Origin of the sequence: Nocardioides scoriae, assembly GCF_900104965.1 — a bacterium.
GTDB classification, from domain to species: domain Bacteria; phylum Actinomycetota; class Actinomycetes; order Propionibacteriales; family Nocardioidaceae; genus Marmoricola; species Marmoricola scoriae.
The window spans coordinates 82,277-96,098 of record NZ_LT629757.1 but is presented as its reverse complement, the minus strand read 5'-3'; the positions used below and the strand labels follow the sequence as shown (position 1 = coordinate 96,098).

Below are 13,822 nucleotides of genomic sequence, written 5' to 3'. Positions count from 1 at the left end.
CCGGTTCAGCGGTCGCCGTCGGTGGAGGTCGCCGGGGTGTCGGCGGTCGAACCCTGGGCGGCGTCCTGGCCGCGCTTGCTGCGCACGGCCTGGTCCTCCGGGGTCGCCTCGACGATGACCGTGCGGCGCTCGATCGACGGCGGCTTGACCGAGGGGCCGGGGGTGATCTGGACGCTGTCGGCCGAGGTGGCCGGGGTCGGGTTGCCGAGCACCGCGCCGTCGCTGAGGCGGACGAACGCCGGCTCGGGGGGCGCCACCATGCCGAGCGCCTGGGCGGCGGCACCGAGGTGCTGGGGGTCGCGGAGCCCGTCGAGCTCCAGGGCCAGCGACTGCTTCTGGGCGGTGAGGGTGTCGACCTCGTCCTGCAGCCGCGTGGCGGTGAAGGAGGTCTGCTGCATGTGGGTGTTGAACATCAGGAGCCCGACGACGCCGCCGGCGAGCAGGAGCAGCACCAGCACCGCGAAGGGGGTGCGCGCGGCCTGGCTGCGGCCGAGGGCGCGCGGCGGGACGACGGTCAGGCGGGCCCGCTCGACGGCGGCCTCGGCGAAGCGGGGCAGGCGCGAGCGGCCCGTGGTGGTGGCCTGTGAGTGGCTCATGCTGCGTGGTCTCCCCGGTTGGTGTTGACACGTTCGACGGCGCGCAGCCGGACGGAGGCGGCGCGCGGGTTCTGGGCGATCTCCTCGGCGGTGGCCTTCTCCGAGCTGCGCGTCAGCAGGCGCAGCGGCGGCTCGTGGCCCTCCGGGACGACCGGGAGGTCGGGCGGCAGCTGCGAGGTGCTGCCGGCGGTGAAGACGCGCTTGACGAGGCGGTCCTCGAGCGACTGGTAGCTCATCACCACGACGCGGCCGCCGACCCCGATCGCCTCGACGGCGCTCGGCACCGCCCGGCGCAGCACGCCGAGCTCGTCGTTGACCTCGATGCGCAGCGCCTGGAAGGTGCGCTTGGCGGGGTGGCCGCCGGTGCGGCGGGCCGGCGCCGGGATGGTGTCGTAGAGCAGCTCGACCAGGCGGGCCGAGGTGGTGAACGGCTCGGTCTCGCGGGCCTTGAGCACCGCTCGGGCGATGGCCCGGGCGAACTTCTCTTCGCCGTAGGTGCTGAGCACCCGGGCCAGGTCGCCGAAGGCGTAGGTGTTGAGCACGTCGGCCGCGGTGGGGCCGGTGGTGTCGTCCATCCGCATGTCGAGCGGGGCGTCCTCCGCGTAGGCGAACCCCCGCTCGCGGACGTCGAGCTGCATCGAGGAGACCCCGAGGTCGAACAGGACGGCGTCGACGTGGGTGAGCCCGAGCTCCTCGAGGACGTCGGGGATCTCGTCGTACACCGCGTGCACCGGCGTGAACCGGTCGGCGTGCGGCGCGAGCCGGCGTCCGGCGAGCTCGAGCGCGTGCTGGTCGCGGTCGACCCCGATGGCGCGGGCCTCGGGGCAGCGCTCCAGGACGGCCTCGGTGTGGCCGCCCAGGCCCAGGGTCGCGTCGAGGAAGACCGCGCCGGGGCGCTGCAGCGCGGGCGCCAGCAAGGTGACGACCCGGTCGAGGAGCACCGGGACGTGGGAGGGGGTCGGCATGGTGTCGGGCGCCTAGCCGCCGAGCCGGACGAGCAGCATCAGGAGCGCGGCGACACCGGTCGAGGCGAGGGCCGAGAAGGCCATCAGGGCCACCGAGTCGCGGGCCTCGTGCCGCACCCGGCGGGTGGGACGGGCCGCGAGGTCGCGGGTGCCCGTCGTCGTGGTGGTGCTCATCGGGCTCGACCCCCCGTCCTGGTGTGCGTGCGTGGCTGGTGCGTGTGGTGGGCGATCGCAGGGCCAGGTTCTCCGTCCGCTCCTCCCCGACCTCTGGAGGAGAGGGAGGTCCTCTGGCGCCGGGGAAGGTGCGTCAGATGACCGGGGGCAGAGCGGACGTGAGCCTCGTCCTGCGATCGCCGCTGTGGAGTTGTGGTGGAGCCGGGTGGGGCGGTGGGACTAGAAGCCGGGGAAGACTTCCTCGGAGAGGTTGGCGAACGCCTGCTCCTGGTCGGCGGTGTAGCGGGCCCAGGCGCTGGGCTCCCAGATCTCGACGCGGTCGTAGATGCCGATGACGACCGCCTCGCGCTCGAGACCGGCGTAGGACCGCAGCTCGGGGGTCAGCGAGACCCGCCCCTGCTTGTCCGGCACCTGCTCCGAGGCGAGCGCGAACAGCATCCGGCCGTAGGCCCGCAGGCGGGCATCGGTCTGCGACGCGTTCTTGAACTTCTCGGTGAAGTCGGCGAAGTCCGCAGCGGTGCGGAGGTCGAGGGAGCGGTCCTGACCACGGGTGATCACGAGCCCCTCCTTCATCTCCTCGCGGAACTTCGCCGGGAGGAACAGGCGGCCCTTCTCGTCGACCTTCGGGGTGTAGGTGCCGGAGAACATCGGCTCTCCCCTCCACCCCGGAACCGCCTGGCTCCTCCACTACGCACCACTTTACTCCACTCCGCTCCACCGTCAACCACATTCGACCCCCTTCACCCCCCTTTTGCACCCGTCTGCCCCGGTGGGCGCACCCCGGGGGCAGCGAGGGACCAGCGCGCCGTGGTGACCTGCGCGTCGTCGACCCGGCGCCGGATGTGGGTCCGTGCGCTTGACTGGTGGCCAGCCGACCGCACGTGGGGTGCGAGCAGGCCGGAAGTGGCCGTCGGTGGAGCGACGTGGAGCACGGCGGAGGGGCAGGGAGCAGTGACCCAGGAATCCATGCAGGGATCGACCCAGGCACGGACCCGGACGAGCGACCGGACCGCACCCGCGGCAGGCGTCGAGGAGGTCCGGGCGGTCGCCGACCGGATCCACGCCAACGTCGCCACCGTCATCGAGGGCAAGCCCGAGATCGCGCGCACCGCACTGGTGGTGCTGCTCTCCGGGGGTCACCTGCTCATCGAGGACGTCCCCGGCGTGGGCAAGACGATGCTGTCCAAGGCGCTGGCCCGCTCGATCGACTGCTCGGTGCGCCGGATCCAGTTCACGCCCGACCTGCTGCCCTCCGACGTCACCGGCGTCTCGATCTTCAACCAGGACAGCCGGGCCTTCGAGTTCCGGCCGGGCGGCATCTTCGCCAACATCGTGGTCGGCGACGAGATCAACCGGGCCAGCCCCAAGACGCAGTCGGCGATGCTCGAGTGCATGGAGGAGGGCCAGGTGACGGTCGACGGGACGACGTACGAGCTGGAGTCGCCGTTCATGGTCATCGCCACCCAGAACCCCATCGAGATGGAGGGCACCTACGCCCTGCCCGAGGCGCAGCGCGACCGCTTCATGGTGCGCCTGTCCATGGGCTACCCCGTGGAGTCGGCCGAGATCGCGATGCTCTCGGCCCGCGAGGGCATCAGCCCGCTGGACGACCTCGAGCCCGTCACCGACGCCGCCGAGGTCCGCAAGCTGATCGAGGTCACCGGGCGGGTGCACGTGAGCCACCCCGTCCAGCAGTACGCCGTGGCGCTGGTCACCGCGACCCGCCGCTCCCCCGACCTGCGCCTGGGCGCCTCGCCGCGCTCGACGCTGCAGCTGGTCCGTGCCGCCCGCACCTGGGCGGCCATGCAGGGCCGCGACTTCGTGCTGCCCGACGACGTCCGCGACCTCGCCCCGCAGGTGCTGCCCCACCGGCTGCTGCCCACCATGGAGGCCCAGATGAACGGTCGTCGCCCCGTCGACGTCGTCGAGCAGGTCGTCGCGCAGGTGCCGGTGCCGGCCCCCACCTCGGGCAGCAGGCGTGCGTGACCTGACCGTCCGCGGCCGGTGCTTCCTCGCGGCCGGCCTCGCCGCCGTGATCTGCGGCGTGCAGATCGGCGAGCGCGACTTCGTGCGCATCGGGCTGCTGGCCCTCGCCGTCCCGCTCGTGGCCTGGGTGCTGGTGCGCCGCTCCGAGCGCCGCGTCTGGGTGCGTCGTGACCTCAGCTCGCTGCGGGTGGAGGCCGGTGACACCGCGCAGGTGCAGGTCGAGCTCGGTCCGCAGGGCCGCCGCCGCACCGGCGTGCTGCTGGTGGAGGAGACGCTGCCCGAGGCACTGGGCGCCGGTCACCAGTTCCTGGTCGACCCGCTCGAGGCGGGCGGCCGCACCACGCTCCACTACGCGCTGCACGCGCGCCAGCGGGGCCGCTACCCCGTGGGCCCCCTCCACCTCCACGTGAGCGACCCGCTCGGCATGGCCGACCTCGACGAGGAGCTCGACTCCAGCGCCACCCTGCTGGTCACGCCGCGCACCGAGGCGCTGCCCCGGATCGCGCTCACCGGCCGCTGGGCGGGCGCCGGCGAGAACCGCGCCCGCGAGCTGCTGGGCGGGGGCAGCCCCGACACCACCATCCGGGAGTACCGCCTCGGCGACGACCTGCGCCGCATCCACTGGCCCACCAGCGCCCGCACCAGCGAGCTGATGGTCCGGCGCGAGGAGCAGGAGTGGCAGCTGCGGTGCACCCTGCTGCTCGACCACCGGCGCCGCAGCCACCGCGGTCGCGGCGCCGCCTCCTCGCTGGAGGCCGCCGTGAGCGCTGCCGCGTCGGTGCTGCGCCACCTCACCGCACAGGGCTTCGAGGTCCGCCTGGTCACCGCCGCGGGCCGTGCCGGCTCCCCCGGGTGGCACCAGGGCGATCGCGGGGTGGGCCTGCAGCAGCAGCTGGAGCGGCTGGCCGTGCTCGGTGCCGGCACCGAGGAGCAGCTGGCGACCGACTGGGTCGACGAGACCCAGCACGGCGGCATGCTCGTCGCGGTCCTCGGCCACCTCGACGACGGCGACCGCCGCACGCTGGCCGGGCTCGCGAGTGCCGGGGACGCGGCGTACGCCGTGGTGCTGGACGTCGCCGGCTGGGAGCGCCACGCCCCGACCCACGGCGCCGGCCTGACCCACCACCACGCCTCGGCCGGCCCCGCCACCACCGACCTCCGGCTGGGCGGCTGGAAGGCCGCGACGCTGACCCGCGACGGCTCCCTGCCCGCCGCCTGGCAGGAGCTGGGCCGGTGAGCCCCACGCCCCGCGAGCCCTGGCGGCCCGGCCCGCCCCTGCTCGGCGCCCTCGCCGGCTGGGTGGCGCTGACTGCCTGGTCCGGCATGGTCGACGCCCCGTCGGGGTTCCTGCTGCCCTGCGCGGTCGGCGGGCTGCTGATGGCGCTGGTCGGCAGCGGGCTGCGAGTGCTCCGGGTCGCGTCGTACGCCGTGGCGGCCGCGCAGGTCGTGGTCGGGCTGCTCGTCCTCAACGCGACCTTCGCCGGCGCCCAGTCGATCGGCGGAGTGGTCCCCACCAGCACCTCGGTGGAGCGGGTGCTGCTGCTGGCCGAGAACGGCGCCCGCGCCCTCAACTACTACGGCGCTCCGGTGGTCGCCTTCGGCACCTCGACCGCCACCCTGCTCGCGGCGTGCGGGCTGCTCGTCCTGCTCTCGGTCGACGTGCTGGCCGTCGGGCTGCGGCGACCGCCCCTGGCGGCGCTGCCGCTCCTGGTCACGCTCAGCGTCCCGGTCTCGATCCTCACCGACGCGCTCGCGCTGCCGGTCTTCGTGGTGGTCGCGCTGCTCTTCCTGCGGCTGCTGGCCAGCGACCGGCTCGACCGCTGGTCGGGCGTGCCCCGCGCCGGCGGCGGCGCGGCGCCCGGGTCGGGTCGGCTGTCGCGACCCGGCGGCGCCCTGCTGTGGCAGGTCTCGGTGGCCAGCGTGCTGGTCGCCCTGGTGGCGGCGCCGCTGGTGCCGGTCAGCGACCTGCTCCCCCGCGGCGACGGCCAGGGCGAGGGCCCCGGCACCGGCAGCGACGTGCGGCTGACCACCGTCAACCCCTTCATCCGGCTGCGCCGCGAGCTCGTCGAGCAGACCAACACCCCGCTGGTGTACGCCGAGACCGACGCCGCCGACCCGGGCTACCTGCGGACCACGGTGCTCGACCTGTTCAGCCAGGACTCGTGGCGGCCCTCGCAGCGCGACCTGCCCGGCGACAACTCCGCCGACGCCGTCTTCCCCGGTCCGCCCGGCCTGGCCCCCGGCGCCAGCGGCCTGGAGTCGGACTGGCGCTTCCAGCTGACCCGCGACTACAGCACCACCTGGCTGCCGCTGCCCTACCCCGTGCGGGAGGTCTCGGTGGAGGGCAACTGGCGCTTCGACGAGCGCACCCTCGACGTCGCGCTGGTCTCGGGCGACCCGCCCGCCGGGCTGGAGTACAGCGCGACCTCCTTCGATCCCACCGTCACCGCCGCCGACCTGGCCGACGCGGTGCGGCCGCCCGCCAGCGTGCGCGAGGCCGGCACGGAGGTCCCCGAGGACCTGCCGCCGGTCATCGAGCAGACCGCCCGCGAGGTGACCGCCGGGGCCGACACCGACTTCGAGCGGGCCGTCGCGCTGCAGGACTGGTTCCGCAGCGGCGGTGGCTTCACCTACTCCCTGGAGCAGCGGCCCGGGTCGGGCATGGACCTGCTCGCCGACTTCATCACCGTGGACCGCGTCGGCTACTGCGAGCAGTTCGCCTCCGCGATGGCCGCGATGGGTCGCACCCTGGGCATCCCCTCGCGGGTGGCCGTGGGCTTCCTGCGTCCCGAGCGGCAGCCAGACGGTCGGCTGCTCTACACCTCGGACGCCCGCCACGCCTGGCCGGAGATGTACTTCTCCGGCCGCGGCTGGGTCCGCTTCGAGCCGACCCCCTCGCAGCGCACCGGTGAGACGCCGGCCTACACCCGTCAGTCCGTCGACGAGCCGGCCCCGACCCAGGCCCCCAGCGCCCAGCCGTCCGCCGAGGCCACCCCCGAGGACCAGCAGACCCCCGAGGACCAGGCCGGCAGCGACGGCGGGAGCGGCGTCCCGTGGTGGCCGCTGCTGGCGCTGCTCGGCGCGGTCGGGATCGCCGTGGTCCCCTCGGCCGCACGCCGGGCCCAGCGTCGGCGCCGGCTCTCGCTGGACGCCGAGCACCTGCCCGAGGGAGCGTGGGCCGAGCTCCGTGCCAGTGTCCTCGACGTGGGGCTGGCCTGGCCCGACGACCGGTCGCCGCGCGAGCAGGCCCGCCGGGTGATCGACCAGGTGGGCTCGCGCACCTCCCCCCTGGAGCCCGACGACGTGCGGGCGCTGGAGGACCTGCTGGCCGCGGTCGAGCGCTCCCGCTACGGCCGCGCGACCTCGTCCGGCACGTCCGGCACGGTGGGCGCGACCGGTGCCGTCGGCGTGGACGCCGGCGGGTCCGGCGGGGTGGCCACGCTGCCCGGCACCGCCCGGGCGGGCGACGAGGAGGCCGGGCGGCTGCGCACCACCCGCACCGTCGAGGCCTGGCGGCGGCTGCTGGCCGACCGGGCCCGCCCGGCGTCGCGGCGTACGACGTGGGTGCGGCGGTGGTGGCCGCGCTCCCTCACCCGACCGGCCCGCTGAGCGGGCCTGCCGCCGCACCGGGTCCGGACGCACCGCGACCCGGCGCGGGGGCCGGGTCGTGAGGTGAGGTGCTGCGGTGGGACGACGGGGTCAGTAGCCCTGCTGGCGGCGGCGCTCCCAGCGCTGCTCGAGGCGCTGCATGAAGCTGCCCTGCGACTGGGCGCCACCGGCGGCACGCGACCGCTTGGGGAGCTTGCCCTTCGCGCCGCGGGTGCGACGACGGGACCGGTCGGAGCGGCCCCCGTCCACCACGCCGAAGCGGTGGGGGTGGTCGTCGAAGTCGAAGAGCTGGTCCTCGCTGCGCTGCTGCGTCGGCGCCGGGGCGTGCCGGCCGCGCCAGGCGGCCAGCCCGAGGGTGGCCGAGCCGAGCATCACGACGAAGCCGAGCACGGCGAGCCAGATGGCCTGGGCCACGGCTCCGCCCATCAGCATGAAGATGCCGACGACGAACACGGCCGCGGCACCGATGGTGCGCATCTTGGCGGTGCGCTCCATCGCGCTGCCCCGGAGCGTGGAGGCGAACTTCGGGTCCTCCTGGGCAAGCGCGTGCTCCATCTGCTCGAGCAGACGAAGCTCCTCTTCGGAGAGTGGCACGGCATCCTCCCGCGTGACTGGCCCTGGGTGACTCTCCTGGAAGTCTAGGCAGGCCGTGGGCGCGGCGGTAGCCGAGATCGGAAATCGTGACCAGAAAGGACCTCCGCCCCGGCGCGGCGTGGTGCGCGGAGCCGGTCGCGGGTGCTCACGGCCGGTCGCCCAGCAGCAGCGTGGCGCGACGTACGGCGCCGCCGCCGAACCGGGACGCCGCGGCGTCGACCGCCCGGTCGGCGTCCTCCCAGCCCCGCTCCCGCGCGCCGAGGACGAGCTGGCGCTGGACCGAGCCCCGGGGCACCAGCCCCTCCACGCGCACGCCGACCAGCCGGATCCGGGCCCGCTGCAGCCCCAGCGCGTCGAAGAGGCCCACCGCGGTGGCGTGCACCTCCCCGGTCACGTCGGTGGCGTCGGGCAGGGTCCGGGAGCGGGTGATCGTGGTGAAGTCGGAGAACCGCACCCGGATCGTGACCGTGCGGCCGGCGACCCCCGCGGTGCGCATCCGGTGGGTGACCTTGGCGGTGAGCCGGAGCAGCTCGCGCACCACCACGGCCCGGTCGTCGGTGTCGCGACCGAAGGTCTCGTCGGCCCCCATGCTCCGGTCGGGCTCGTGGGTGGGCCGCCGAGGTGTCAGCGTGCGCCGGTCGGTGCCCCAGGCGAGGTGGTGCAGGTGGGCCCCGGCTGCGGCGCCGATCCCCCGCTGGAGCGTGGCCACCGGCGTGTGGGCGACCTGGCCGACCGTGCGGAGACCGAGGCGGTGCAGCTGCTCGCGGGTCTTCTCCCCCACGCCGTAGAGCTCACCGACGTCGAGGGGGTGCAGGAAGGCGGTCACCTCCCGGGGCGGGACCACCACCACGCCGTCGGGCTTGGCCCGACGGCTGGCCAGCTTGGCCACCGAGACCGAGCCGGCGACCCCCACCGAGCAGGTGACGCGCTGCTCGTCGGACACCCGTGCCCGGACGTGCTCGGCGATCTCGCGCGAGGTGCCGAGGCGACGCCAGGACCCCGAGACGTCGAGGAACGCCTCGTCGAGCGAGACCGCCTCCACGACCGGGGTGACCTGGCGGAAGATCTCCATCACCGAGGAGGAGACCGACTCGACCTCGTCGTAGTCCGGTGGCAGCACCACGGCCTCGGGACACATCCTCCTGGCCCGGGTCATCGGCAGCGCCGAGCGGACGCCGTGGCGGCGGGCCGGGTAGTTGGCCGCCAGCACCACCCCGCGGTGTCCTCCCCCCACGATCACCGGGACGTCGTGGAGCTCGGGGCGGTCGCGGATCGCCACGGAGGCGTAGAAGGCGTCCATGTCGACGTGCAGGATCGGGCAGTCGTGCGAGCGGTCCTGCGCGCGGTCCGGGCTCACCGGAGCCGGCCCGCGGGAGGACCGGCGAGCCGGTCAGCGGGTGGCGAGCACGTGCAGCTGGCTGGCCACGGTGAGGTACTCGGGCCGCTGGGCGGCGGCCCGCTCGAGCTCGAGCAGCGCGGCGCTGGCACCGGGCTCGAGGTCCAGCAGCGAGGAGGGCACCAGGTCGGTGAAGACCCGGACGCCGTGGAAGGCCGTCGGGGTGAAGCCGCCCGCGACGAGCAGGTCGCGCAGCTCGTCGTGGGTGAAGCGCCGCTCGCCGGGGTGGGGGGTGCCGTCGTCGGTCGAGGTGAGCAGCTGCAGGGCCTGGGTGAAGTGGCCGGCCATGGCCCGGGCGAGCACGGCGGCGTGGCGCTGGCCGACCTGCAGGGAGAGGGTCGCGCCGGGGCGCAGCACCGCGGCGATCGCGGCGAGCGCGGCGGCCGGGTCCTCGACGAGGCCGAGCACCCCGTGGCACAGCACCAGGTCGACCCCGCCCTCGGGGACCGCCTCGGCGAGGGTGCCGAGGTCTCCCTGGACACCGGTGACCCGGGCCGAGACGCCCTCGTCGTGGGCGCGACGGGCAGCGGCGGCGAGGGCGTCGGGGCTGGGGTCCACGACGGTGACCTGGTGGCCGAGCCGGGCCACCCGCACGGCGAACCCGCCGGTGCCGCCGCCGATGTCGAGGACCTGGCGCTCGCCTCCCTCGAGGACCGACTGCACGGCGTCCCACACCACGGCGGTGCGGACGGCGTTGCGGCGTTCGAGGGGGCGTTCCATGGCGCCCACCCTAGGGGGTGCGGGTGGCTCATCCGGCGCTCCCGGGGCTGCGGTGCCACAGCTTGCGCGCCACCGTGCCCGTCACCACGGCGGCGCTCTCGCCGGCGGGCCGGACGTCGGCGTACGGCGACATCCGGAAGCCGCTGGTGTGCACCACCACCCGGCTGGGTCCGGTGTCGGCCCGTGCGGGGTCCGCGACGCCGGCCGGCCCGAAGCCGCGCGGCACCCGGAGCATCTCGGCGTGGACCGCGGCCATCCCCTCGGCCGTCCACAGGTCGTGCAGGGCGCCGAGGTCCCAGGCCCCGGTCGCGCGCAGCGAGACCCCACGACGGCCGGTGCGGCGCAGCACGCCGCGCACCACGACCAGCCAGCAGCCGAAGACGGTCGCGGCGTAGGGCCCCTGGGCGTCCTCGAAGAAGGTCGCGTCGACCGGGCCGGTGGAGTCGTCGAGGGTGAGGAAGACGACCCATCGGCCGGAGCGGATCGGTGGGGTCTGGGTGGCGACCTTGACCCCGGCGACCAGCAGCTCGCGACCGCTGCGGGCGCCCAGCAGGTCGGCCGAGCGGGTGGTGCCGAGGGCCGACAGGAAGTCGGCGTGGAAGTCGACCACGTGGCGGCTGGCGTCGAGCCCCAGGACGTCGAGCTCGGCGCGCACCCGGTCCGCCCCGGTCATCTCGGGCAGCCCGCTCACCTGCTGCCGGACGGGCCCGCCCAGGTCGAGGGTCAGCTGCACCGACCCGGGACCGGCCCCGGTGGACTCCTCCGGGCCCTGCCGCGACCGGGGACGCGACAGCCCGCGGGCGCGCCGCTGAGGACCGCGCGACGCCGCCCGCTGCAGCCGGTCGAGGTCCCCGACCTCGAGCAGCAGGTCGCGCCGGGTCACCCGGTCGCGCCGGCCGGTGCCGTCGGCGGCGCCGAGGCCGTAGACGCTGTCGAAGCCCCCCGCCTGCACCAGCCGCTCCACGACCGGGCGCGAGACCCGGGTGCGCTGCCAGAAGTCGGTGAGCGAGGCGTACGGCGCGCCCAGCCGCCCGGCCGTGACCCGCTGCACCTCCGCGTCGTCGATCCCGCGCACCTCGCCCAGGGCGATGCGGATGCCGTAGCCGCTGCTGCCGGTCTCGACCCCCTTCTCCACGGTGTACGCCGCGGCGCTGGCGTTGACGTCGAGCCCCAGCACCGCGATGCCGAGGTGGCGGGCGTCGTCGAGGATCAGGCGCTTGGGGTACATCCCCGGGTCGTGGGTGAGCAGCCCGGCGATGAAGTGGGCCGGGTAGTGGGCCTTGAGCCAGGCCGACTGGAAGGTGGGCAGCGCGAAGGCGGCCGCGTGGGCCTTGCAGAAGCCGAAGGAGGCGAAGGCCTCCACGACCGCCCAGATCCGCTCGACGACCGCGGGCTCGTAGCCCCGGCCCAGCGCCCGTGGCACGAACCACGCCCGGGTGGCGGCCACGCCGTCGCGGTCGCCGAGCGAGCGGCGCCGCTCGTCGCCCTCGGCGTAGCTGCACCCGGCGAAGCAGGCGATGATCTCGATCACCTGCTCGTGGAAGACCACCACCCCCCGGGTGCCGCCGAGGATGGGACGCAGGTCGTCGTGGAGGTAGTGGGGCATCCGCCAGCCCTGCTTGGCCTCCAGGTAGGGCGTGATCATGTCGCTCTTCACCGGCCCGGGCCGGAACAGCGAGATGTCGGTGATGATGTCGGCGAAGTCGTCGATGCCCGTCTTGCCGACCAGCTCGCGCTGGCCCGGCGACTCGATCTGGAAGATGCCGAGGGTCTTGGCGCTGGAGATCATGGTGTAGGTCGTCGGGTCGTCGAAGGGCACCTGCGCCTCGTCGTCGAGGTCGACGTGGTGGCCCTCGACCCGCTCGATCTCGGTGACCGCGTGGGCCATCGAGGACTGCATCCGGATGCCGAGCACGTCGAGCTTGAGCAGCCCCAGGTCCTCGACGTCGTCCTTGTCGAACTGGCTCATCGGGTAGCCGAGGGAGCTGCGCTCGACCGGGGTGCGGTCGAGCAGGGTGCGGTCGGACAGCAGCACGCCGCACGGGTGCATCGCGATGTGGCGCGGCAGCCCGTCGAGGCTCTCCACCAGCGCGAAGAACTGGTCGAAGCTGCCCCAGTCGCCGGCGGCCGCCTCCCGCGCCAGCCCGGTGGCACGCAGCTCGGGCAGGTCGCGCAGCGCCATCCGTGCGTCCCGGGAGCGGACGTGGGGGAACGACGTGGCCAGGGCACCGATCTCGCCGGGCGGCATGCCGAGCGCCGCCCCGACGTCACGGATCGCGTGGCGCACCTTGTAGGTGTCCATCATCGAGACGGTGGCGCAGCGCTCGCTGCCGTAGCGCTCGAGGATCGCGTCGTAGACCTCGAGCCGGCGGGCCGACTCCACGTCGACGTCGATGTCGGGCAGCGAGCGTCGCAGCGGGGAGAGGAAGCGCTCCATCAGCAGGCCGTGGCGGATGGGGTCGACGCCGGAGATGCCGAGCAGGTAGTTGACCAGGCTGCCCGCGCCCGAGCCCCGGGCCGCGCTGCGGATGCCGAGGTCGCGGACCATCTCGCTGACGTCGCCGACGGCGAGGAAGTAGGAGGCGTAGCCGAGCCGTCGCACGACCTCGAGCTCGTCGTCGAGCCGCTTCCAGATCCGCTGCCGGGGTGCGTCCGCGAAGCGCCACCCGATGGCTCCCTCGCAGCGGCGCCGCAGCACGGCGTCGGCCGGCGCCTCGGCCCCCACCCGGGCCGGGACGTCGGTGGTCGAGAGCTCGAGCTCGGGGAAGTGCACCTCCCCCAGGCCGAGGTCGGAGCGCGGGTCCAGGACGCACTGGTCGGCCACCGCCCGGGTGGCCGCGAGCAGCCCGGAGGCGCCGCGCGCCGCGCCTTCGAGGCCTGCGTGGCGGCAGATCTCCTCGGCCACCTCGTGCATCTGCTTGCCCGACTTCACGAAGCCCTCGGCGTTGCGGCGGTCGAGGTGGCGCAGGTCCATCGGCACCAGGCGACGGGTCGCGTCGAGCACGTCGACGGTCGGGGCGTCGAGCCGGTCGGCGAAGCGGACCGCGTTGGTCAGCACCACCGGCACCCGCCCGGTCGCCGTGCCGGGGGCGGCACCGACCCCGCGGGCGGCCCCCCGACCGGACGCCAGTCCCAGCATCCGGGCGGCGTGGGAGGAGGTGCCGGGGCCGTCGCCGCGCAGCCGGTGGGAGACCAGCTCGACGACCAGCTGCTCGGGACCGACGAGGTCGAGCCAGTGGCGCAGCACCAGGACACCGAGGTCGTCGCGGCGCCGGGTGGCGGCCACGCCGAGCTCGGAGGTCGGCCCCAGCAGCACCCGGACCGGACGTCCGGCGACGTGCGCGGCGAGCAGCGCCGGGGTGCACACCGGGGTCCCCCGCTCCTGGGCGGCGTGGGCCGCCGAGACCAGCCGGCACACCGCCGCCCAGCCCGCCCGGCCGGAGGCCAGCAGCGTCACCCGGGGCAGCCGGGCGTCGCGGGTGGCGCCGCCGCGCACCGGCGTGCGGGGCCGCACGGGCCGCTCCTCGCGGGTGCCCGGCCGCAGCAGCACCCCGGACGGGGCCACGGCCAGGTCCACCCCGAGGATCGGGCGCACCTGCGCCGCCATCGCCGCCTTGGCGAACCGGACCGCGCCGTAGGTGCCGTCGCGGTCGGTCAGGGCCAGGGCGTCCATCTCCTGCTCCGCCGCGCGCTCCACCAGGACGTGGGGGTGCGAGGCGCCGTAGCGCAGGGAGAAGCCGGAGGCGACGTGCAGGTGCACGAAGGGGTCGGGCACGCGAGCC

General features: G+C 75.1%; 11 protein-coding genes. 3 read left to right on the top strand and 8 right to left on the bottom strand.

Annotated elements, in window-relative coordinates; genetic code table 11:
- Positions 1–5 precede the first annotated feature (5 nt).
- The 4 genes from BLU55_RS00390 to mraZ form a co-directional block, all read right to left on the bottom strand.
- Entirely contained in the window at positions 6–596 is a 591-nt protein-coding gene (locus BLU55_RS00390; RefSeq protein ID WP_091725029.1) for a hypothetical protein, read from the bottom strand.
- On the bottom strand, positions 593–1,561 hold the full coding sequence (rsmH, locus tag BLU55_RS00385; protein ID WP_091725027.1) for a 16S rRNA (cytosine(1402)-N(4))-methyltransferase RsmH: 969 nt from the start codon (positions 1,559–1,561) through the stop codon (positions 593–595). The genes BLU55_RS00390 and rsmH overlap by 4 nt, the downstream gene beginning before the upstream one ends.
- A gap of 12 nt (positions 1,562–1,573) precedes the next feature.
- On the bottom strand, positions 1,574–1,735 hold the full coding sequence (locus BLU55_RS19275) for a hypothetical protein (protein WP_157682645.1): 162 nt from the start codon (positions 1,733–1,735) through the stop codon (positions 1,574–1,576).
- Between the two features lie 219 nt (positions 1,736–1,954).
- On the bottom strand, positions 1,955–2,383 hold the full coding sequence (gene mraZ, locus BLU55_RS00380; RefSeq protein ID WP_091725026.1) for a division/cell wall cluster transcriptional repressor MraZ: 429 nt from the start codon (positions 2,381–2,383) through the stop codon (positions 1,955–1,957).
- Between the two features lie 318 nt (positions 2,384–2,701).
- Here mraZ and BLU55_RS00375 point away from each other — a divergent pair, with 318 nt between their 5' ends.
- Genes BLU55_RS00375 through BLU55_RS00365 form a run of 3 tightly spaced genes read left to right on the top strand, consistent with a single transcriptional unit; the run spans position 2,702 to position 7,330 of the window.
- On the top strand, positions 2,702–3,721 hold the full coding sequence (locus BLU55_RS00375) for an AAA family ATPase (protein ID WP_091725024.1): 1,020 nt from the start codon (positions 2,702–2,704) through the stop codon (positions 3,719–3,721).
- Positions 3,714–4,958, top strand: coding sequence for a DUF58 domain-containing protein (locus tag BLU55_RS00370; RefSeq protein WP_091725022.1), 1,245 nt, complete (start codon positions 3,714–3,716; stop codon positions 4,956–4,958). The genes BLU55_RS00375 and BLU55_RS00370 overlap by 8 nt, the downstream gene beginning before the upstream one ends.
- Positions 4,955–7,330, top strand: coding sequence for a transglutaminase family protein (locus BLU55_RS00365; protein ID WP_091725020.1), 2,376 nt, complete (start codon positions 4,955–4,957; stop codon positions 7,328–7,330). Before BLU55_RS00370 ends, BLU55_RS00365 begins: the two co-directional genes overlap by 4 nt.
- 90 nt (positions 7,331–7,420) lie before the next feature.
- Here BLU55_RS00365 and BLU55_RS00360 read toward each other — a convergent pair whose 3' ends face one another.
- From BLU55_RS00360 to BLU55_RS00345, 4 genes are all read right to left on the bottom strand, one after another.
- Positions 7,421–7,924: a DUF3040 domain-containing protein gene (locus BLU55_RS00360; RefSeq protein WP_091725018.1), complete on the bottom strand. Its 504-nt coding sequence runs from the start codon at positions 7,922–7,924 to the stop codon at positions 7,421–7,423.
- Between the two features lie 145 nt (positions 7,925–8,069).
- Positions 8,070–9,281, bottom strand: coding sequence for a DNA polymerase IV (gene dinB, locus BLU55_RS00355; protein ID WP_231916980.1), 1,212 nt, complete (start codon positions 9,279–9,281; stop codon positions 8,070–8,072).
- A gap of 33 nt (positions 9,282–9,314) precedes the next feature.
- Complete coding sequence (locus BLU55_RS00350) at positions 9,315–10,040, bottom strand: methyltransferase domain-containing protein (protein WP_091725016.1); 726 nt, start codon at positions 10,038–10,040, stop codon at positions 9,315–9,317.
- 28 nt (positions 10,041–10,068) lie between these two features.
- The gene (locus tag BLU55_RS00345) at positions 10,069–13,815 is read right to left on the bottom strand and encodes a DNA polymerase III subunit alpha (protein ID WP_091725014.1); all 3,747 of its coding nucleotides are present in this window, start codon (positions 13,813–13,815) and stop codon (positions 10,069–10,071) included.
- Positions 13,816–13,822 lie beyond the last annotated feature (7 nt).